The 20,337-nt window shown below is 63.9% G+C and carries 13 protein-coding genes and 2 rRNA genes (1 of these 15 running past the window's edge); 8 read left to right on the top strand and 7 right to left on the bottom strand.

Going from position 1 to position 20,337, the window contains the following annotated elements; genetic code table 11:
* A 23S ribosomal RNA gene (locus tag XaFJ1_RS15290) occupies window positions 1-2,213 on the top strand (it extends 667 nt beyond the left edge of the window).
* A 158-nt stretch (window positions 2,214-2,371) separates the two neighbouring features.
* Window positions 2,372-2,486 (top strand): 5S ribosomal RNA (gene rrf, locus XaFJ1_RS15285).
* A 134-nt stretch (window positions 2,487-2,620) separates the two neighbouring features.
* Here the strand turns inward: rrf and XaFJ1_RS15280 are convergent.
* The 6 genes from XaFJ1_RS15280 to XaFJ1_RS15255 all read right to left on the bottom strand — a co-directional run bounded on the left by XaFJ1_RS15280 (window position 2,621) and on the right by XaFJ1_RS15255 (window position 14,223).
* Window positions 2,621-3,496, bottom strand: a complete 876-nt coding sequence (locus tag XaFJ1_RS15280; RefSeq protein WP_012917589.1) for a methylglyoxal synthase — start codon at window positions 3,494-3,496, stop codon at window positions 2,621-2,623.
* A 190-nt stretch (window positions 3,497-3,686) separates the two neighbouring features.
* Window positions 3,687-5,162 carry an FAD-dependent oxidoreductase gene (locus XaFJ1_RS15275; RefSeq protein ID WP_012917588.1) on the bottom strand — a complete coding sequence of 492 codons (1,476 nt, stop codon included), beginning with the start codon at window positions 5,160-5,162 and terminating at the stop codon, window positions 3,687-3,689.
* A 52-nt stretch (window positions 5,163-5,214) separates the two neighbouring features.
* The gene (gene gltB / locus XaFJ1_RS15270) at window positions 5,215-9,672 is read right to left on the bottom strand and encodes a glutamate synthase large subunit (protein ID WP_012917587.1); all 4,458 of its coding nucleotides are present in this window, start codon (window positions 9,670-9,672) and stop codon (window positions 5,215-5,217) included.
* A gap of 189 nt (window positions 9,673-9,861) precedes the next feature.
* Window positions 9,862-10,257, bottom strand: coding sequence for an I78 family peptidase inhibitor (locus tag XaFJ1_RS15265; RefSeq protein ID WP_012917586.1), 396 nt, complete (start codon window positions 10,255-10,257; stop codon window positions 9,862-9,864).
* A 394-nt stretch (window positions 10,258-10,651) separates the two neighbouring features.
* Window positions 10,652-11,737: a ribonuclease H-like domain-containing protein gene (locus XaFJ1_RS15260; RefSeq protein WP_012917585.1), complete on the bottom strand. Its 1,086-nt coding sequence runs from the start codon at window positions 11,735-11,737 to the stop codon at window positions 10,652-10,654.
* Window positions 11,734-14,223 carry a DEAD/DEAH box helicase gene (locus XaFJ1_RS15255; protein ID WP_012917584.1) on the bottom strand — a complete coding sequence of 830 codons (2,490 nt, stop codon included), beginning with the start codon at window positions 14,221-14,223 and terminating at the stop codon, window positions 11,734-11,736. The genes XaFJ1_RS15260 and XaFJ1_RS15255 overlap by 4 nt, the downstream gene beginning before the upstream one ends.
* A 499-nt stretch (window positions 14,224-14,722) precedes the next feature.
* Between XaFJ1_RS15255 and trhA the strand changes: the two genes are divergently transcribed.
* Together trhA and XaFJ1_RS15245 are read left to right on the top strand one after the other, a co-directional pair.
* Window positions 14,723-15,385 (top strand): PAQR family membrane homeostasis protein TrhA, encoded by a 663-nt coding sequence (gene trhA / locus XaFJ1_RS15250; RefSeq protein WP_012917583.1) that lies wholly within the window; start codon window positions 14,723-14,725, stop codon window positions 15,383-15,385.
* An 88-nt stretch (window positions 15,386-15,473) separates the two neighbouring features.
* The gene (locus XaFJ1_RS15245) at window positions 15,474-15,947 is read left to right on the top strand and encodes an invasion associated locus B family protein (protein WP_012917582.1); all 474 of its coding nucleotides are present in this window, start codon (window positions 15,474-15,476) and stop codon (window positions 15,945-15,947) included.
* Between the two features lie 273 nt (window positions 15,948-16,220).
* Here the strand turns inward: XaFJ1_RS15245 and XaFJ1_RS16300 are convergent, their stop codons facing one another.
* Window positions 16,221-16,736 (bottom strand): lysozyme inhibitor LprI family protein, encoded by a 516-nt coding sequence (locus XaFJ1_RS16300; protein ID WP_012917581.1) that lies wholly within the window; start codon window positions 16,734-16,736, stop codon window positions 16,221-16,223.
* Window positions 16,737-17,106: 370 nt separating this feature from the next.
* On the opposite strand from XaFJ1_RS16300, the gene XaFJ1_RS15235 reads away from it, so the two are divergent.
* The 4 genes from XaFJ1_RS15235 (at window position 17,107) to XaFJ1_RS15220 (ending at window position 20,330) form a co-directional block, all read left to right on the top strand.
* A complete protein-coding gene (locus XaFJ1_RS15235) occupies window positions 17,107-18,507 on the top strand; it encodes an MFS transporter (protein WP_012917580.1) in 1,401 nt (466 codons plus the stop codon).
* 87 nt (window positions 18,508-18,594) lie between these two features.
* Entirely contained in the window at window positions 18,595-19,410 is an 816-nt protein-coding gene (locus tag XaFJ1_RS15230; RefSeq protein WP_187388416.1) for an EcsC family protein, read from the top strand.
* A 109-nt stretch (window positions 19,411-19,519) separates the two neighbouring features.
* A complete protein-coding gene (locus tag XaFJ1_RS15225) occupies window positions 19,520-19,690 on the top strand; it encodes a PIN domain-containing protein (protein ID WP_012917578.1) in 171 nt (56 codons plus the stop codon).
* A gap of 37 nt (window positions 19,691-19,727) precedes the next feature.
* Window positions 19,728-20,330: a DUF938 domain-containing protein gene (locus tag XaFJ1_RS15220; RefSeq protein ID WP_012917577.1), complete on the top strand. Its 603-nt coding sequence runs from the start codon at window positions 19,728-19,730 to the stop codon at window positions 20,328-20,330.
* Window positions 20,331-20,337: the final 7 nt, after the last annotated feature.

Raw genomic sequence — 20,337 nt, 5'->3', positions numbered from 1 at the left:
TCTAGTCATGCCCAGGGTGAAGGTCAGGTAACACTGACTGGAGGCCCGAACCCACTCCCGTTGCAAAGGTAGGGGATGAGGTGTGATTAGGAGTGAAAAGCTAATCGAACCCGGAGATAGCTGGTTCTCCTCGAAAGCTATTTAGGTAGCGCCTCATATGTATCCTCTCGGGGGTAGAGCACTGTTATGGCTAGGGGGTCATCGCGACTTACCAAACCATTGCAAACTCCGAATACCGAGACGGACTGTATGGGAGACACACGGCGGGTGCTAACGTCCGTCGTGAAAAGGGAAACAACCCAGACCCACAGCTAAGGTCCCAAATTCACTGCTAAGTGGAAAACGATGTGGAAAGGCATAGACAGCCAGGAGGTTGGCTTAGAAGCAGCCACCCTTTAAAGAAAGCGTAATAGCTCACTGGTCGAGTCGGTCTGCGCGGAAGATTTAACGGGGCTAAGCAGTGAACCGAAGCTTGGGGTGCATCGCGTTAAGCGATGCGCGGTAGAGGAGCGTTCCGTAAGCCTGCGAAGGTGGATTGAGAAGTCTGCTGGAGGTATCGGAAGTGCGAATGCTGACATGAGTAACGATAATGCGGGTGAAAAACCCGCACGCCGAAAGCCCAAGGTTTCCTTGCGCAACGTTAATCGGCGCAGGGTGAGTCGGCCCCTAAGGCGAGGGCGAAAGCCGTAGTCGATGGGAAGCAGGTTAATATTCCTGCACCTCGCGTAAGTGCGATGGAGGGACGGAGAAGGTTAGGTGTACCGGGCGTTGGTTGTCCCGGGGAAAGGCGGTAGGTTTGGATCCTTGGCAAATCCGGGGTCCTTTAAGACCGAGCACCGAGACGAGTCTTTGAGACGAAGTCACTGATACCACGCTTCCAGGAAAAGCTCCTAAGCTTCAGCTTACGCAGACCGTACCGTAAACCGACACAGGTGGGTAGGATGAGAATTCTCAGGCGCTTGAGAGAACTCGGGTGAAGGAACTAGGCAACATGGCACCGTAACTTCGGGAGAAGGTGCACCCTTTTTGGTGGCTCGTGCGAGCTATAGCTGAAGAGGGTCGCAGAAACCAGGCCGCTGCGACTGTTTATCAAAAACACAGCACTCTGCAAACACGAAAGTGGACGTATAGGGTGTGACGCCTGCCCGGTGCTGGAAGGTTAATTGATGGGGTCAGCCGCAAGGCGAAGCTCTTGATCGAAGCCCCAGTAAACGGCGGCCGTAACTATAACGGTCCTAAGGTAGCGAAATTCCTTGTCGGGTAAGTTCCGACCTGCACGAATGGCGTAACGACAGCGGCGCTGTCTCCACCCGAGACTCAGTGAAATTGAAATCGCTGTGAAGATGCAGCGTTCCCGTGGCAAGACGGAAAGACCCCGTGAACCTTTACTATAGCTTTACACTGAACGTTGAGTTCGTCTGTGTAGGATAGGTGGGAGGCTATGAAACCATGGCGCTAGCTGTGGTGGAGCCATCCTTGAAATACCACCCTGTCGTGCTTGACGTTCTAACCTAGGTCCGTAATCCGGATCGGGGACCGTGTATGGTGGGTAGTTTGACTGGGGCGGTCTCCTCCTAAAGAGTAACGGAGGAGCACGAAGGTACGCTCAGCGCGGTCGGACATCGCGCACTGTGTGCAAAGGCATAAGCGTGCTTGACTGCAAGATCGACGGATCAAGCAGGTACGAAAGTAGGTCTTAGTGATCCGGTGGTTCTGTATGGAAGGGCCATCGCTCAACGGATAAAAGGTACTCCGGGGATAACAGGCTGATACCGCCCAAGAGTTCATATCGACGGCGGTGTTTGGCACCTCGATGTCGGCTCATCACATCCTGGGGCTGTAGTCGGTCCCAAGGGTATGGCTGTTCGCCATTTAAAGTGGTACGCGAGCTGGGTTCAGAACGTCGTGAGACAGTTCGGTCCCTATCTGCCATGGGCGTTGGAGATTTGAGAGGGGCTGCTCCTAGTACGAGAGGACCGGAGTGGACGAACCTCTGGTGTTCCGGTTGTCACGCCAGTGGCATTGCCGGGTAGCTATGTTCGGAAGCGATAACCGCTGAAAGCATCTAAGCGGGAAGCGCGCCTCAAGATGAGATCTCCCGGGACACAAGTCCCCTAAAGGAACCATGTAGACTACGTGGTTGATAGGTCAGGTGTGTAAGTGCAGCAATGCATTGAGCTAACTGATACTAATGATCCGTGCGGCTTGACCATATAACCTCAAGGTGCTTCCAAAGCATTCCTTAGCACGACACACGTCGAATGCTTCACAATCGCTCGCTACATCACACCCCATGAGAGGCTGGCGCCATCCCGTCCTCGGTACCCATAAAAACAGTACCGAACGACAACGGCGACACTCCAACCGTCTCCCTGGTGAAATTAGCGCTGTGGAACCACCCGATCCCATCCCGAACTCGGAAGTGAAACGCAGCTGCGCCGATGGTAGTGTGGCTCAAGCCATGCGAGAGTAGGTCATCGCCAGGGGCTTCACCCCTAATCCCCGTCCCTAAAAGACGGGGATTTTTTATTGCACCATCAAAAGCCAAACGCTCCACAATGCTGATAAGACACGTGCTTGAACACGAATCCCCAAGCACTGTCCCAGCCAATCTCTCTCCTCAACCGCTGCCTGCTCGCTTTTGCGCTGCCGAAGCCCACCGGCCAGCAACCAATGGCGAACTCATGCACACCGCTATATCACTTACCGTCGCCACCGCCCGCTCCAGTAACTGTATGTCTGCTTCGTGCTGACGGGCTACATGCGGGTCTTCGAAGAAGATCGCACGGTGGCAGCGCCCCTCCAGGACACGATCTGCGATCTGTGCGTCGCCGCCCATCGGACCGCTTTGGTAGCGCTGCACCCAGTCCTGGCCCTGTGGCCAGCCACGGCTCCAGGCTAATTCGTTGAGCTGTTGGCCTGTGGTACCAGTGGCGACGCGGTTAGCGAAGCGCGACAGCAGATCGAAATGCTCGCTGGCGAAGGCGATCATCTGTGGTTTCATCGCGTCGTGCGCGATCAGTGCCAGCGTATGCTGTTCCAGCCTGTGCAGGTCGTCGGCACCGGGGTCTGCGGCCAGTCCGGCATGTATGCGCTCCATCTCGATCCAGTCGCGAGCGCTGGCGACGGTGGAGATGAAGGGCTTGGCGTGGATCACGCATTGACGCTTGAGTGCAATCGCCTCGGGAAAGATCGACGACGGATCGACGGGGTCGATGAGATAAATCGCTCCGTCAAGCGTGCGTTGTGTGCCTTCCAGCCCGACCACTTCGGCGACCAGTTTCATCAACCCGCCTTCGCGACCTAACGGATAACGCTTGAGTCCTGCATAGTGGGACAGCAGGCCGGCGCGCACGATTGCGTCGTGGGTACGGCCGACAGCATGCAGGCCGAGCTGCAGTTCGCGGATGCCGGTCTCGCAGGTACGCAACCAGCGGAACAGGGCCGCGTCCTCGCCCTCGTGGTGTAATCGGTTGGCGGCCAAGCCCAGGCGCATGCATCGATCCGTGTTGGATAGAGAGACGATAGTCTGCGCCGGATGACAGTGCAGACTCAATCGTCCTGTGTACCGGCGCCTTGTCCCTGCCGGAAACGGTGGGCACCGTGCAGCTCTGCATTGGCCTAGCGATGACCTATGCACTGACGGCCGCAGCGCGGGCATTTTCGGATGTTGCTATGCGTTGCGCTCAGGCTGCGGCATCGCGGGCCACTGACAGGTGGCTGCCGATCCACTGGACGATGCTGGCGGCCGCATCGCGGCCCTCGGCCACGGCGGTCACGACCAAGTCGGCACCACGCACGGCATCGCCGCCGGCGAACAGTTTGGGGTTGCTGGTCTGGTATGGCAGGCGGTCGTCGCCGCCGGCAAGAATCCGGCCGTTGGCGCTGCCCTCCACGCCGTGTGCGGCCAGCCACTCCGGAACACTGGGCGAAAAACCGAAGGCGATGATGACCACGTCCGCTTCCAGTACCGATTCGCTGCCTTCCACCGGCACGGCGGCCTGACGCCCATGCGCATCCGGTTCGCCGAGCCGGGTTTGCACTACGCGCACGCCTGCGACATTGCCGGCGGCATTGGCTTCCACCGCCAGCGGTTGACGGTTGAACAGGAAGCGCACGCCTTCTTCGCGTGCGTTGGCCACTTCGCGCGCGGAGCCGGGCATGTTGGCTTCGTCGCGGCGGTAGGCGCAGGTGACCTTGTTCGCACCCAAGCGGATCGCACTGCGCACGCAGTCCATGCCGGTATCGCCGCCGCCCAGGACCACCACGCGTTTGCCGCTGAGGTCCGGCAGTGCGATCTTGTCTTCCCAGCCGGCGATTGGTCGGCCCCAGGGATCATTGCCGCCAACGATGCGGCTGTTCTGCACCAAAAATGGCAGCGCTGGCAGCACGCCGGGCAACTCCTGGCCGGGCAGGCCGCCGTCGGTGTAGCGGTAGGCGCCGGTGCCGAGGAACACCGCGTCGTACTCGTCGAGCAGGTGTTCCAGACGGATGTCGCGGCCGATCTCCACGCCCAGGCGGAATTGCACGCCCATGCCTTCGAGGACCTCGCGGCGCTTGCCGATCACGCTCTTGTCGAGTTTGAAGCTGGGGATACCGAATTGCAGCAGGCCACCGATTTGCTCGTAGCGGTCGTACACCATTGCCTGGATGCCGGCACGTGCCAGGCGATCGGCGCAGCTCAGCCCGGCGGGACCGGCGCCGATGACGGCCACGCGCTTGTCGGTCGCTTGGACCTGGCTCAGATCCGGGCGCCAGCCGTTTTGCAGCGCGGTGTCGACGATGTACTTCTCCACCGCGCCGATGGTCACCGCACCGAATTCCTCCAGCGTGCAACTGCCTTCGCATAGACGATCCTGCGGACACACCCGACCGCACACTTCCGGCAGCGGATTGGTGCTGTGGCACAGCGCCGCGGCTTCTTCGATGCGGTTTTCCTGCACCAGTTGCAGCCATTGCGGGATGGCGTTGTGCACCGGGCATTTCCAGCTGCAGTAGGGGTTGCCGCAATCCAGGCAACGCCCGGCCTGGTACTGCGCGTCGGCCTTGTCGAACTTGCCGTATAGCTCGTTCCAGTCGCCGGAGGTGCGCAATTCCACCGGGATGCGTTGCGGCATCTGCCGGGGCAGGTCGAGGAACTGGAAAGCTTGCTTGCGGCTCATGGAAAGATCTCGTAAAGCGTGGCGTATTGCGGGGCAGCCGGCGCGTGGACGCTCAGGCGGCGCGGCGCAGCGATTCGGTCAGCGACTCGATGCTGGCGGCCTTGGGTTTGACCAGCCAGAACTTGCCGACGTAGTCGCGGAACTCGTCGAGAATCTGCTGCGCCCAGATGCTGCCGGTCAGTTCGCGGTGACGGCTGATCAGTTTGTGCAGGTGCTGGCGATGGCGTTCGAAGCCTTCGGCGGAGATGCGATGGATGTCGATCAGTTCGTGGTTGTAGCGGTCGACGAAATCGCGGTCCACATCGAGGACGTAGGCCAGGCCGCCGGTGAAGCCGGCACCGAAGTTCAGCCCGACCTTGCCCAGCACTAGCACGATGCCGTCGGTCATGTATTCGCAGCAATGGTCGCCGGCGCCTTCGATCACCGCCAGCGCGCCGGAGTTGCGCACCGCGAAGCGCTCGCCAGCGCGACCGGCGGCGAACAGTTCCCCGCCGGTCGCGCCGTATAGGCAGGTATTGCCGATGATCGCGGTGCTGCGCGCCTCGAAGCGCGCGCCGCGTGGGGGCCGCACCACTAGGCGACCGCCGGCCATGCCCTTGCCGACGTAGTCGTTGGCCTCGCCTTCCAATTCCAGATGCAGGCCGCCGGCGTTGAACGCGCCGAAGCTCTGCCCGGCCGAACCACGGAAGCGCAGGGTCAGCGGCGCATCGTCCATGCCATGGTTGCCGTGGGTGCGGGCGATGGTGCCGGATAGGCGTGCGCCGATCGAGCGGTCGGTGTTGTGGATCAGGAAGCGGTGTTCGCCGCCGCGCTTGTGCGCGATGGCGTCGGCGAGCAGGCCGTCCATCTGCGTGGCCAGGCTGTCCGGCGATTCGTACAGCCGTTGCGCGGCGCAATGGCCACCGTCATGGTGCATGTCCTTGAGCAGCCGCGACAGATCCACACGCACGCCCTCGCGCGGCGACACCTGCAGTTGTTCCAGCAACTCGGTGCGACCGACGATGTCGTCGAGCGAACGCACGCCCAGGTACGACAGCCACTGCCGCACTTCCTCGGCAAGCAGGCGGAAGAAATTCTCCACGCGTTCGGGTAGGCCGACGAAGTGGTTGGCGCGCAGGCGCTCGTCCTGGGTCGCAACGCCGGTGGCGCAGTTGTTGAGGTGGCAGATGCGCAGGTACTTGCAGCCGAGCACGATCATCGGCCCGGTACCGAAGCCGAAGCTGTCCGCGCCCAGGATCGCCGCCTTGACCACGTCCAGGCCGGTTTTCAGGCCACCGTCGGTTTGCAGAATGGTGCGCGCACGCAGATTGTTGGCCACTAGCGCCTGGTGCGACTCGGCCACGCCCAGTTCCCACGGCACGCCGGCGTAGCGGATCGAGCTGACCGGGCTGGCGCCGGTGCCGCCGTCGTGGCCCGACACGGTGATCAGGTCGGCACCTGCCTTGACCACACCCGCGGCGATGGTGCCCACGCCCGCATGGCTGACCAGCTTGACCGACACCAGCGCGGTCGGATTGACCTGCTTGAGGTCGTAGATCAGCTGGGCCAGGTCTTCGATCGAATAGATGTCGTGATGCGGCGGCGGCGAAATCAGGCCGATGCCGGGCCGCGCATAGCGCAGCCGCGCGATCAGTTCGTTGACCTTGTGGCCGGGCAGTTGACCGCCTTCGCCGGGTTTGGCGCCCTGTGCGATCTTGATCTGCAGCACTTCGGCGTTGACCAGATACTCGGGGGTGACGCCGAAGCGACCGGAAGCCACTTGTTTGATCTTGGAGCGTTTCTCGGTGCCGTAGCGCGCTGGATCCTCGCCGCCTTCGCCGGAATTGCTGCGCCCGCCGAGTCGGTTCATGGCGATCGCCAACGCTTCGTGCGCTTCCGGCGACAGGGCGCCCAGGCTGATCGCGGCGGTGTCGAAACGTCGCAGCAGGTCTTCGGCCGGGGCGACTTGATCCAGCGGGGTCGGTGTCTCGGCGCGCTTGAGTTGTAGCAGGTCGCGCAACGCCGAGGCTGGGCGCCCATGCACTGCGGCGGTATACGCGGCCCAGTCGGCCTGCGTGCCGGTGCGGGTGGCGCGTTGCAGGGTCAGCACCACGTCGGGGTTGTACATGTGGTACTCGCCGCCGTGGACGTATTTGAGCAGGCCACCCACTTCTGGCTTGAGCAGGTCGTTCCAGGCGCGCGCGGCCAGTTGCCGTGCCTCGGTGTCCAGGCGCGCCAGACCGACCCCGCCGATGCGCGCGCTCGTCTCCGGGAAGCACAGCGCCACCACGTCTGGGTCCAGCCCGACGATCTCGAACAACTGCGCGCCGCGATAGCTGGCGATCGTGCAGATGCCCATCTTGGAGATGATCTTGGACAGGCCCTTGTAGATGCCCCTGCGGTACTTGCGGCCGATCTGGGTTTGTTCGCCGTCGCTCTTCAGCAGCAGGATGCCGCGCCGGCCTAGGTCGAACAGCGTTTGATAGGCCAGGTACGGATACACCGCCGTGGCGCCGAAGCCCAACAAGCAGGCCATGTGGTGCGGGTCGCGTGCGGTGCCGGTCTCGATGATCAGGTTGACGTCGCAGCGCAGGCCGATGCGCGAGAGATGGTGGTGCACCGCACCGGTGGCTAGCAGTGCATGCGCCATCGGCCGTTCCGGCACCGGATAGCGGTCGGTCAGCAACAGCAGGATTTTACCGTTGCGCGCGGCCTGCTCGGCCTCGGCGCAGATGCGCCTCAACCCGGCTTCAAGCCCTTCCTCGACGCTGTATGACAGGTCGATCTGCGCGTTGTGCTGCTGGTACTGCTCCATCTTCAGTAGCTGGCGCAGCTTGCGCTGGCTGAGCACCGGCGAGTTGAGGATGACGTGGTTCACCGTCTCCGGACCGGTATGAAAAATGTTGGTCTCTCTGCCGAGCTGGGTGGTCAACGACATCACACAGTCTTCCCGCAGTGGATCGATGGGCGGGTTGGTGACTTGCGCGAATGCCTGGCGGAAGTAGTCGTACAGTGGTCGGGTGTGGCGGCTGAGCACCGCCATCGGGGTGTCGTCGCCCATCGAGCCGGTCGCTTCCTGTTCGGTCTCGGCCAACGGTCGCAGGACCTGTTCCACTTCCTCGGTGCTGAGCTGGAACAGCTTGTGGTAGCTGCGCAGGGTGCGCTCGTCGAACGGTTCCTCGACCAACGACGGATCGATCAGCTCGGTCTGCAGATAGGTCACGCCTTGTTGCAACCACTGCTTGTATGGGGCACGGCCGCGGTTGATGCGGTCGATCGCATCGGAGTCGAGCAGGTCGCCGCGCTTGAGGTCGATGGCCATCATCTCGCCGGGGCCGAGCTTGCCTTTGCGGGTGATGCGCTCGGCCGGCAGTTCCCACACGCCGGCCTCGGAGGCGACGAGGAAATGACGGTCGGAGGTCAGCATCCAGCGTGCCGGGCGCAGTCCATTGCGGTCGAGCATGCACGCCGCGTAGCGGCCGTCGCAGGCGACGATGCCCGCCGGACCGTCCCACGGCTCGGCGTTGAGCCCATGGAACTCGTAGAACGCGGCCAGATCGGCATCCTTGAACTCCAGCGACTGGCTCGCCGGTGGCATCAGGATGCGCAGTGCCTGCAGTAGATCCATGCCGCCAGCGACCAGCAGTTCGAGCATGTTGTCCAGGCTCTGCGAATCGGAGCCGTGCATCGAAATCACCGGGTCGAATTCGGCGATGTCGAAGCGCGGCGTCTTCCACACCTTGCTGCGCGCCTGTGCCCAACGACGGTTGCCTTCGATGGTGTTGATTTCCCCGTTGTGCGCCAGCAAGCGGAACGGATGCGCCAGTGGCCAGCGCGGCAGGGTGTTGGTTGAGAAGCGCTGATGGAACACGATGGCGCTGGAGGCCAGGTCGCTACGCTGCAAATCCAGATAAAACGCGCTGAGCTTGTCTGGCAGCACCATGCCCTTGTAGCTGATGCTGTCGGGCGAGAGTGTGGTCACGTAGAAATCGGCGACCTCGCGCAGGCGCTGCTCGGCGCGGCGGCGCGCCAGGAACAGGGCCACGGCGAAGGCGTCCGTACTCTGCTCGTCGCTGGCATTGACGAAGATCTGTTCGATCCGCGGCAAGGTGTCCTTGGCCAACTGCCCGCACACCGCGTCGTCGGTCGGCGGAATCCGCCAGCCGCATGGCGGTGCGCCGACGCGGCGCAATTCTTCTTCCAGCACCTGACGGCAGTGTGCGGCGGCGTTTGCATCGGCGCGCGGCAGGAACACCAGGCCGGTGGCGAAGTGGTCGCCGATGGCGATGCCGGCCTCGCTGGCCAGCGCGCGCAGGAATACCTCGGGTTTGCGGATCAGCAGGCCGCAACCGTCGCCGGTCAGGCCATCTGCGGCGACGCCGCCGCGGTGGGTCATTCGCGACAGCGCCGCGATGGCGGTGTCCACCAAGGTCCGCGAGGGTTGGTCGTCGAGCTGCGCGACCATGCCGAAACCACAGGCGTCGCGCTCGTCTTGTGGGTCATAGAGCCCGTGGTGGTTGAGGGGGGCCATGTCTGCCTCTGAAAGCGATCCGAAAGAACGCGGCGACACTCGCCCCCGCTCTGGCATGGAGCGCTTCTTGAGGTCACCGGAACATCGACTAAACCACAGTTGATGCGGTGCCGCAATATAAAGTTGCAACTGCAACCTCGGGATTGGCGACGACCCTGCCGTCGCCGTGGCGGTGTCTGAACAGGCGGCTTAACCGCAGCGCACGCCGGTGATCTGGTTCTTGGCATCGACCTCGATATTGAGGCGTTCGCCGTTGAATTCCATGGTCACTGGTTGATTCGGCTTGAGCACGCGCATGCTTTTGGCGCCGGTGTCGCTGCGGGCCTGATCGAGCAGCGCCGGTTCGGCGGCCTGACCCACTAGGCCTTGTGCCTGCGAGGCATCGCAGCTTCCCACAGGCGGCGCCTCCGGCGCGCTGGCCGGGTCCGGCGCCGCCGCCTGTTGCGCGGCGGCCTGGGCCTTGGCGGTCACCTGTTCCTGTTCGTCCGGCGGCGGCGCGTTGCAGGCGGCCAGGGCCAGTGCCATGCAAGAGATGCCGAGCAAGCCAGCACGCGTGGACGCACGGGAGGAAAGGGATGTACTCATCGAAGTTCCTGATGGATGGAGACAATGTAAGGAATGGACAGCATAACGGCAGCAGCATCGGACACGTGGCGTTCGCCGCGCGTTAACCGGCGTTTGCGGTGGTCTTGCGGCGACGTCGTCGACAATCCGAAATCCGGATGCGTCTCACCATGGCCGCGTGCTGCCGTGCTGCCGTGCTGCCGTGCTGCCGTGCGGACACGGGCCCGGTTCCACCGCCATGCCCAAATGGCCCCCGCACGATCGGTCCGGCCGAGTGACCCGCCGCGCCGGTTTGATCCGGGTACGATCTGCCTCAAGGCCAATCGCGATCTGCAAGTGACCCGCCGCGATGCGGGTCGGCGGATGCAGTCGCCGCACTGCTTCCACGCTGCGTCGTCTGACGATGCACCGCTCGCTAAGGCAGTGGGAGACCGGCTGTCGACCGCGTTTCGGTCTCGGTGGCGACCAGGCGTTGCAGCAGCAGCGCCAGCGTTGCCACATCCTGATGGTTATGCGCGGCGACGCGGCGCAGGTCAAGTGCGCTACCGCCGCGCAGATAGCGCAGCCACGCCGCGGGCGCTTGTGAACCAGGCAGATCGTCCTCGCGCACGATGCGCAGCAATTGCCGTTCGATCGTAGCGAGTTTGCAGTTCTCCCAGGTGCCGCGATAGCGACGCCGGGTGGGATGCAGCAGATCCAAGTGATCCAGTGCCGACAGCGGATCGGCGCAGCGCGCCAGCCGGTAGCGGGTTTTCAGCAGTGGCGCGTCGTAGCTGCGCCCGTTGTAGCTGGACAACACCGTGGTCGGGGTCAGCCAGGTGCCGAATGTCTCCAGCATCGCTTTCTCGGCGCCCATCTTTGCCATCAGCAATTGGCGTATGCGCAGGCCTGGGCCATCGGCTGGGTGCAGGCTCCAATCGGCTGCGCCGATCATGAAGGCGCGGGTGCCGGTGCCGCCGGTCAGGCCAGTGGTCTCGGTGTCGAAGAACAGCAGGTTCGCCGGGTCCACCGCGTCCTCGCGCCGGGCGAAGGCCAGCGACAGCGCGATACGAGGGATGGGCTGCGGCAGGAACGACTCGATCAGGTGCAGTCCAGGCGCGATTTCCACGCCGGGCAGGTGGCGGTCCAGCGTTCCCGACGACCTGCGCGGTGCGGCGGTGGCGGGGACGACCTTGCGTTCACGCAGGTCGAGTAGACGTCGCAGCGCTGTGATATCGCGGCTGCCGCGTTCGAATGGAGCGATGGCGATGGGCGGTGCTTCGGCGACCTCGGCGGCGCTGCCATGCGCGCGTGGCGCAGGCACCTGCGTATCGGCTGCTGCTGCGGGTGATCGTGCGGACCTGACGTCATGTGCGGTTGCTGGCCCGGCGACGGGTGCCGCAGGCGCCTTGCCGGTGCTAGCGCTGCCAGCGGGCTCCGACAACCGCGCACGCGGCGGCTCCACGTTTGCCGCGCCGGCCTGCCTGCGCAGTGTGCGCAAGCGGTCCAGGCCGATGTTCATGCGCTCCACTCCGGCAGCGTATCGGTGCCGTCCTCGATGGTGTCGCCGGCATCCACTGCCGTGTTGTCCAGCAGCAACTGCAGTACCTGCTGCGCCAGTGTTCTGGGTGTCGTCGTGTCGGCCTCCTGTGCGGCCAGCACTGGGCCCACGCAGGCCGGGCAGCCGGCCGCGCAGTCGCACCCTTGCACCAATTCGCGCGCACGCTGCACCAGTTCCGCCTGGCGTTCCCATAGCGGTTCGCTCAGGCCCACGCCGCCGGGGGCGTTGTCGTACAGATACACCGTGGGCACGAACTGTTGCAGTTCGATGTTGGACGGGTCGCCGTTGTCGCCGCTGCGCACCTGGCCGCGGCCTTTGCCATCGGCCACGGCGAACCAGGCGCCGTTGCCATCGCCCACCGCCTTTTGCAGGTCGCGCGCGTCGGCCATCACCGCCACCGTGGCGACCACGTGCAGCGCGTAGGCTGCGCCGAGAAAGCCATCCAGCGCGTCCTGCTTGGAGGCGAACGCGTTGAGCAAGATGGCTTGCGGCACCTGCCACCACATCGCGGTGGTGTGCAGTTCCTGGTCGGGCAGGTTCACCGGACCGTAGCCGATGTTCTCGTGAGTGTAGTAGCGGATTTTCTTGTAGCCGGCCACGCGACGCACCACGTGCACTTCGCCATGGTGTGCGTCGCCGCGTCCGGCAGCGGTGCTGTCGAAGCGATCCAGCACGTTGAGTTTGGTGAAGTCGATGCTGTCGGTGTAGTAGTCCACGTGGGTGCGAGTGACGTAGGCTTTGCGTCCTTCCCAGTCCAGTTTCTCCACTTGGTACGGGGTGCTCTGCACCATATGGATGGCGCCTTCGTATAGGGTGAGCGCGGCGGCCGAGTAGTCCACTTCGGCGATGATCTGTTGCTTGCCGTCGGTTCTGTCCACGACCACGAAGTTACCGTCGGCCACCGAGCGCAGGCTGACCGCGTTGGCCGGATAGCTGTCGGCGATCCATTCCCAGCGCTCGCCTTCCCGATGCACCACGTCGTTTTCGGCCAGCGCCTCTAGAAACACGCTCGGATCTACCGGCCCGAACGCCTCGCCGGCAACGAAGGTCAACTCGAAAGCGGCGCAACGAATGTGGTCGAACAGGATCAGCGGCTGGTTCGGTGCGATGCGTGCGTGTTCTGGCGAGGCGTCGGCGAAGAAATCCGGATGCCGCACCACGTACTGGTCCAACGGTTGCGAACTGGCCACCAGCACGCCCAGCGCGGCTTGCTGGCGGCGGCCCGCGCGGCCGAAGCGCTGCCAGGTGGCGGCGACGCTGCCGGGGTAGCCGTTGAGCACCACTACGTCCAGCGCGCCGATGTCCACGCCCAACTCCAGCGCCGAGGTGGAGACGATGCCGTCGATACTGCCAGCGCGCATGGCGCGCTCGGCTTCGCGGCGTTCGCTTGGCAGGTAGCCACCGCGGTAGGCGCGGATGCGTGGCGGTTTGCGCGGATCGTGGTCGAAGATGTCTTTGAGGTATTTGGTCAGCACTTCCACCATCAGCCTGCTCTGCGCGAACACCAGGGTCTTCAGCCCGGACTTGATCGCGATGCGCGCGATGCGGTTGCTCTGCGAGCGTGCCGAAGCACGCAGGCCCAGGTCGGGATTGACCACCGGCGGGTTCCACAGCAATACATGTTTGTCGCCGGTGGGAGCGCCGGAATCGGTGATCGCATGCACGCGCTGCTCGATCAGTGCCTCGGCGTGCGCGCGCGGATTGCCAATGGTGGCCGAGCACAAAATGAACTGTGGCCTGGTTCCATAGAACGCGCAGATGCGCTTGAGCCGGCGCAACACATTGGCGACGTGGCTGCCGAACACACCACGATAGCTGTGGATTTCGTCGATCACCACGTAGCGCAGGTTCTCGAAGAATTGTGCCCATTTTGTGTGGTGTGGCAGGATCGCCTGGTGCAGCATGTCCGGATTGCTGACCACGATGTCGCCGTGCAGACGGATCGCCTGACGCGCATCGCCTGGGGTGTCGCCGTCAAAAGTAAACGCCTTCACTCCCAGCGTGCCGACGCGGTTGAGATCCAGCAGTTCGGCGACTTGGTCCTGCGCCAGCGCCTTGGTCGGGAACAGGTACAGCGCCTTGGCCTGCGCGGTCATCGCCGCGGCCACCACCGGCAATGTATAGCACAGCGATTTGCCCGACGCGGTCGGCGTCACGATGGCCACGTGCGCGCCGCGTTGCGCGGCCTCCCACGCTTCGGCCTGGTGGCTGTAAAGCTGTTGGATGCCGCGTGCGCGCAACGCGGCGGCCAGCGCCGGCGGCACGGCGTCGGGAATCGGCGCATAGCGGCCGGCATGGCCGGGGATCGTGAAGCGACCGGTGATGCGATCGGCGTAGCGCTGTTGCAATCGCATGCTCAGCAGCACGCCGTCGCGCGAAGGCAACCCACCGTTGGTGGAGAGGGCGCGCTCGGCGTCCTCGGTGCGTGGTGCGAGCGCGTAGACCATGAGGGAACTCCAAAGCGTCACAGGACACCAGGAGTGCGTCTCAGTGCGTGAGACGCAAGGAAGATGGCACGTTCCGCACACCGGTCGAAGCCTCCTTCTGGCAGGAGCACGGTGGGTGACGCCCTCCGAGCTTAAGGCCTATGCGCGCAAGCTGAGAGAGTAAGTACGTCAATGGGAAAAGAACCTTGAGCACGAGGGCAGCGAGCGCCGTCCCTCGTCAGCAGGCAACAGGCGATCCATCGACGTACTCGACACGTTTTACGCCATCGACAAGTGATCCCAACCATAGGCGCTGGCCTGTGGTGGTTGACCGTGTGTATCGACACCAGGTTGCATGCCGACGTGGCGCAGATCTCGAACGCGCAGCGCGCGGCGTGCTCGGTCGTTGTGCGGATGCCGCGCCGGTCCGGCCTCGCGGTGCTGTGTGCCAGGGCGGGGCGCGTATCCTATGCATCCCTTCAGCATTGCGGCGCTGCCTCTGGGCGCGCCGAAGATCCTCTTGTCCGTATCGGCTTCCGCTTCCGTCCCGCACTATCGCACCGCCGCCGCGCGCCGTGCCGACCTGATCGTGCATGCCGCCGGCCTGTTGCTGGCCAGCGTTGGCGGCGCGCTGCTGGTCTGGCGCGCGCATGCTAACGACGTCTTGCTGCTTGCCACCTGCGTGTATGCATTGGGGTTGCTGACCATGTTCGCCTGCTCGGCGGCGTACAACTTCGCCCCTCCGCTGCGTCAACCGTTGCTGCGCAAGTTCGATCACGCGGGCATCTTCGTGATGATCGCTGGCTCCTACACGCCGCTCTTCGTACTGACCCTGTCCGGTGCCTGGGTCTGGTCGATGACGCTGGCGGTATGGGGTGTGGCGTTATTGGGCGTGTTCGCCAAACTGTTTCTGCCCGGCCTCGCCAAGGGTTTCTGGGTAGCGATCTACATGCTGTTGGGCTGGGCCGGAATGGCGGCGGCCAAACCGATCATGGCGGAGCTGGACAGCACCGTGTTGTGGCTGATCGCCATCGGTGGCGCGATTTACACGATAGGCGTCGCGTTCTACGTGCGCAAATCGATGCTGTACAACCGCGCGATCTGGCACGCGCATGTGCTCGGTGGCGCGTTGACGCACTGGTACGCCATCTGGCTCTGTATGCCGCCGCTGTCGCCGACGTGAACGCGGGTTGGCGTCGCGCTAGTGGCCGTGCGCTGGTGAACTTAAGCTAGACATCTGTTCAGTGACAACGCTGAAAGGAGTCGATGGGATGAGCCGCACGATGCGTCTGGTCATCGCTGCCGTGCTGTTTGTGGCATGCGTGTCGGCGCATGCGCAGCAGCAGGCCGTGCCTGCGCCGGCCACTGCCGATCCGCCGCGGGTCAACAGCGTGCCGCCGGATATTCAGACCCTGGGCGAAGTGCAGGCGTTGCCGCCGGACGAAGGCCAGCCGCTGGATCTGTATCGCTTCAAGAACCCGGTCGACCTCAAGCCCAATCCGTTCGACAAGGACTGGCACCCGCCGCCTTCGGTGGAGCAGGTCAGCCTGAGCGGCGGCTACCTGGTGCAGGGCGTCTATTACCTCGCGGGCACGGCGGCCCAGGGGCTGCACACGTTGACCGGTGCGCCGGATCAGATCCAGACTGCCACGGCACGCCCGCCACCGCAGTTGAGTGCGGCGCAGCTGCGCCGTGCCACGCAACTGTGCGCGCAGCAGGACGCGGGCTGCGATCCGGGGCAGTGACGCAGGTTGTGCGCTTTTCTCGCAACGCCCAACCCTGCATGACCATTGGTCGTGCGCGGTTCTGTTCGGCGTTAGGCGGTGTTGTGTGGTGGTGATATGCGTCAAGCGTAGTGAGCATCTGCTCCAGCCGCAGGCGGCCTTCGGATATTTTCGTCGTTTGAGGCGCCCGCATGCACGAATGGGCCTGGGGCGGCGCATTCGCAATGGGCCGCGCGATGCTGCAGCGAAGAGTTCCTGCGATGGCGCGTTGGCCGACGTAGACGTGCTGCGCCCTCAGTGCCCGGAGCGTGCGTAGCCTTCGAGTTGGTCGGCGCGGGCACCGATCCGCCGCAGATTGGCCTCGGCGTTCTGCAAGGTTGCTTCCTGGCTGCGCCGACTCAGTGCCTTGTCCAGCGCCTCGCCTTGCGCGTTGGATTGTTGCCAGGTGTATTGCGCGTCTATCAGTTTGGCGCGATCGCTGCCGCTGAGGCGGTAACGCAACGTGTCGTAAGCGCGATCCAGGCGATCCTGCTGCACGCGTTGTTCGCGCTGGATGCAGCGGCGCCGTTCATCCAGGCCAGTGGCTTGTTTGCGGCATTCCAGATAGGCCGCGGACAGACCGTTGGATGCCTGTTCGGTCTGCACCTGTTGCATCTGTTGTTGCATTTGCTGGATTTGTTGAGTCTGCTGCAGCAGTGCCTGCGCCTGTGCTGCGGACTGTTGTGCGGCCGCGGTACTACAGGTGCTTACGGTCATGAAGATAAAGGCCCACACCAGCCGGTGGCGTGCGATTGCGTTGCTGTTGCGCATCGTCCTTCTCCTTAAAAGTCCAGCATCCCGATCCTGGCACGCAACCGCGTCGGCATACGGGTCACTTGTCGCCAAGCATAAGGCAAGAAGCGCATCATGGCACCGCCATCGGGCTGTGCAAAGGACGACAGGCCGCGTCCGTCGAAGGCATCGACCGCACCCCATCATTCGCCTTGATCAACGTTGCGCCTGGGATCGCAGCTGCTCTGGCAACAATGCGCCGCGTTAACCCGACGTTGCGCTGAACGTCGATCCGTTCTGTTCAGCATTTCTTGCATTTGGAAGTGGCGGCGGTCACACGGTCTCGTGCAGCATGCGTCGGCGCCGCGGCTTGGCCGCAGGCGCCCACCTCCCCCACTGGTACATGCCCATGCGCGATCCTGTCGTTTCTGTCGCCGATTCCGTCGCGCACGTCGCGGCCCGCCTGGAGCGCCTGCCGCCGACCCGGACGCTATGGCGGCTGGTCGGGTTGCTGGCGCTAGGCGGATTCTTCGAACTCTACGATCTGTTCCAGACCGCCTACATCAGCCCCGGCCTGCTGCACGATGGCATCTTCGCCGAGGGAGCGGCGGGTGTATTCGGCATTTCCGACCAGGGCGCCTTCGGGATGGCGACGTTTCTGGGCCTGTTCGTCGGTGCGAGCGTGTTGAGCCCGTTCACTGACCGCTTCGGGCGCCGCCCGGTGTTCACCTTCGCACTGCTCTGGTACTGCATCGCCACCGTGGCGATGGGCCTGCAACACAGTGCGCTGGGCGTGATCCTCTGGCGCGGTGTAGTCGGTATCGGCCTGGGCATCGAATTGGTCACCATCGATACCTACTTGTCGGAATTGGTGCCGCGACAGATGCGCAGTGCGGCCTTCGCCTTCGCCTTTTGTCTGCAGTTCCTGGCAGTGCCGGCGGTGGCGTTGAGCGCCTGGTTGTTGGTGCCGCATGCGCCTTTGGGCATCAGTGGCTGGCGATGGGTGGTGTTGCTCAGCGGCGGCTTCGCCGTGGCAGTGTGGTGGTTGCGTAGCCGGCTGCCCGAGTCGCCGCGCTGGTTGGCGACGCAAGGCCGGCAGGTCGAGGCCGACACCGTATTGATCGAACTGGAAGCGCGTTGCAGCGCCGATCTGGGGCGTGCGCTGCCGGCCCCGGAACCGGAACCGGCGGTGACTGCGCCGCCGCCGCGCTTCGCGGCGCTGTGGCAAGTGCCGTACCGGCGCCGCATGCTGATGCTGGTGGGCTTCCACGTGTTCCAGGCGGTGGGCTTCTTCGGTTTCAGCAATTGGCTGCCGAAGCTGCTGGCCAAGCAAGGTGCGGATAGCGTGCACAGCCTGGGTTATTCCTTTGCGATTGCGTTGGCGTATCCCTTGGGACCGTTGTTGTTGCTGCGTTTCGCCCAGCGCTGGGAGAACAAGGCGCAGGTGGTGGTATCGGCACTGGGGGCGGTGCTGTTCGGCACGCTGTTCGCATGGCAGAGTCAGCCGCTGACGATTATTGCGTGCGGCGCGGCGATTGCCGCCTGCAATGCGTGGATGAGTTTCGCTTACCATGGCTATCAGGCCGAATTGTTCCCCACCGCTTTGCGTGCCCGTGCGGTGGGCTTCTGCTATTCCTTCAGCCGTCTATCCACGGCGTTCAGCAGCCTGTTGATCGGCTTTTTGATGGACAACACGGGTCAGCGTGTCGGTCCCGTGCTGGCTTGCATCGTCGCCAGCATGCTGATCGCGGCGTTGGTGGTCGGCGTGTTCGGTCCGGTCACTCGCAACCGCTCATTGGAACGGATTTAGGCCACGTGTTCGCGCCGTCTTTGTCCACAGCCGCACTGCGCGGCGTGGTGCATGCTGTCGTACACCCTTGCCAGGAGTCTTGCGGCCATGACCTCGCATTTTCCCGTTCCCGCCCTGGATGCCGACGATCACCGTGACCTGGCGCAGGCACGGCTGCTGCTCGAGCATCCCGGTTTGGCGGCGAAAATCGCCAATGCGGTCGGTGCGCCGATTGAGCACCTGCTCAGCAAACGCTTGCCGCGCGTGCTGTCCTCACGCGTGGAGGCAATCAGTCAGCGTGCGTTGCGCGTGGCGTTGCGCTCGGCGTTACTGACCCTGCGCGTGCAAGAGGCACCAGGCAAGGCGCGACCGCGTCTGCATGGGGCGGCGGTGGCCGCGACCGGCGCGTTTGGTGGCTTCTTCGGTCTGCCTGGGCTCGTGGTGGAGTTGCCGTTGACCACGACGTTGATGCTGCGTTCGATTGCCGATATCGCCCGCGCCGAAGGCGAGCGCCTGGACGATCCAGCCACCACGTTGGCGTGTCTGGAGGTGCTGGCGCATGGCGGGCCTCGCCAGGACGAGGACAGCGAATCCGGTTATTTCGCGGTGCGTGCGGCGATGGCGCAGCAACTCGGTGCTGCCGCGCAGTACGTAGCCGCGCACGGACTCGGCAGCAAGGGCGCACCGGTGCTGGTGTCGGTGCTCTCGCGCATCGCCGCCAAATTTTCGGTGACGGTCAGTGAGAAGTTCGCGGCGCAGGCGGTCCCACTGGTGGGCGCAGCCAGCGGCGCGCTGCTCAACGCCGTGTTTATTGCGCATTTCCAGGCGCTGGCGCGCGGGCATTTCATCGTGCGCCGGCTGGAACGCCGCTATGGCGAGGCGGCGGTGCGCCAGGCTTACGAGGCGTTGCCGGCGCAGCGTTGAGTGCTGGTCGTGCAGGACCTGTGCGGGCACAGTGGCAGCGTGTCGCGCCGTCCCCGTTCTTCTTGGGATCATGACGTCATGCCGCATCTAATTTTTGCAGAGCCTTGCCATGAACTCTCGCAACAGCGCCGAAACCGAGGACGATCAGCCGCGCCTGGCCTTGCTGATCGATGTCGACAACGCGCAGCCGTCGGTGATCGAAGGTCTGCTGGCCGAAGTGGCCATGGCCAAGTACGGCGTAGCCAGCGGCAAGCGCATCTTCGTGCGCTCGTGTGGGTGAGGCGAATGCGTGGTCAGCGACTGGGAGAGCGGACACGATGAGCGAGAAGCCGTTTGCGCCGGCCTGCGAGCGCAACCGTGGACCAATCCTGGACGTGCTGCGTCAGCACTTCGCCGATCGCAAATGTGTGCTGGAGATCGGTAGCGGCACTGGTCAGCACGCGGTGCATTTCGCCGCGGCGTTGCCGCAGTTGACTTGGCAATGCAGCGAGCGCCCCGAACACCTCGTTGGTATCGCGCAATGGTTGGAGGCGGCGGCATTGCCGAACACGCCGCCTGCCTTGCGCCTGGACGTATGCGAAGGGCCATGGCCGGTGGCCGGCTACGATGCGGTGTTCAGCGCCAATACCTTGCACATTATGGACTGGGCGGCGGTGCAGGCATTCTTCGCCGGCGTCGGGCGATTGTTTGCCGATTGTGTTGGGGCGACGCTGGTGGTCTACGGGCCGTTCAACGTCGGCGGTGTGTTCACCAGCGAGAGCAACCGCGTGTTCGACGCCTGGCTGAAGGCACGCGATCCCGCCAGCGGTCTGCGCGATGTAGAAGCGGTGATGGCACTCGCCCATGCGCAGGGTCTAGCGCTGCAGGAAGATGCAACGATGCCGGCCAACAATCGTTGCCTGGTCTGGCGGCGCGGCTGAGCCAGGC

It is taken from the genome of Xanthomonas albilineans (genome assembly GCF_009931595.1).
GTDB lineage: Bacteria > Pseudomonadota > Gammaproteobacteria > Xanthomonadales > Xanthomonadaceae > Xanthomonas_A > Xanthomonas_A albilineans.
The sequence above is the reverse complement of the archived record's forward strand: the minus strand, read 5'-3'. Positions and strand labels throughout refer to the sequence as shown.

Bases quoted from the DNA above. Each gene is read 5' to 3' on its own strand.
- XaFJ1_RS15265 (WP_012917586.1), bottom strand. From the start codon at position 10,257: ATGAGTACATCCCTTTCCTCCCGTGCGTCCACGCGTGCTGGCTTGCTC.
- XaFJ1_RS15245 (WP_012917582.1), top strand. From the start codon at position 15,474: ATGAGCCGCACGATGCGTCTGGTCATCGCTGCCGTGCTGTTTGTGGCA.
- XaFJ1_RS15255 (WP_012917584.1), bottom strand. From the start codon at position 14,223: ATGGTCTACGCGCTCGCACCACGCACCGAGGACGCCGAGCGCGCCCTC.
- XaFJ1_RS16300 (WP_012917581.1), bottom strand. From the start codon at position 16,736: ATGCGCAACAGCAACGCAATCGCACGCCACCGGCTGGTGTGGGCCTTT.
- XaFJ1_RS15235 (WP_012917580.1), top strand. From the start codon at position 17,107: ATGCGCGATCCTGTCGTTTCTGTCGCCGATTCCGTCGCGCACGTCGCG.
- XaFJ1_RS15230 (WP_187388416.1), top strand. From the start codon at position 18,595: ATGACCTCGCATTTTCCCGTTCCCGCCCTGGATGCCGACGATCACCGT.
- XaFJ1_RS15260 (WP_012917585.1), bottom strand. From the start codon at position 11,737: ATGAACATCGGCCTGGACCGCTTGCGCACACTGCGCAGGCAGGCCGGC.
- XaFJ1_RS15220 (WP_012917577.1), top strand. From the start codon at position 19,728: ATGAGCGAGAAGCCGTTTGCGCCGGCCTGCGAGCGCAACCGTGGACCA.
- XaFJ1_RS15275 (WP_012917588.1), bottom strand. From the start codon at position 5,162: ATGAGCCGCAAGCAAGCTTTCCAGTTCCTCGACCTGCCCCGGCAGATG.
- XaFJ1_RS15225 (WP_012917578.1), top strand. From the start codon at position 19,520: ATGAACTCTCGCAACAGCGCCGAAACCGAGGACGATCAGCCGCGCCTG.
- XaFJ1_RS15280 (WP_012917589.1), bottom strand. From the start codon at position 3,496: ATGCGCCTGGGCTTGGCCGCCAACCGATTACACCACGAGGGCGAGGAC.
- gltB (WP_012917587.1), bottom strand. From the start codon at position 9,672: ATGGCCCCCCTCAACCACCACGGGCTCTATGACCCACAAGACGAGCGC.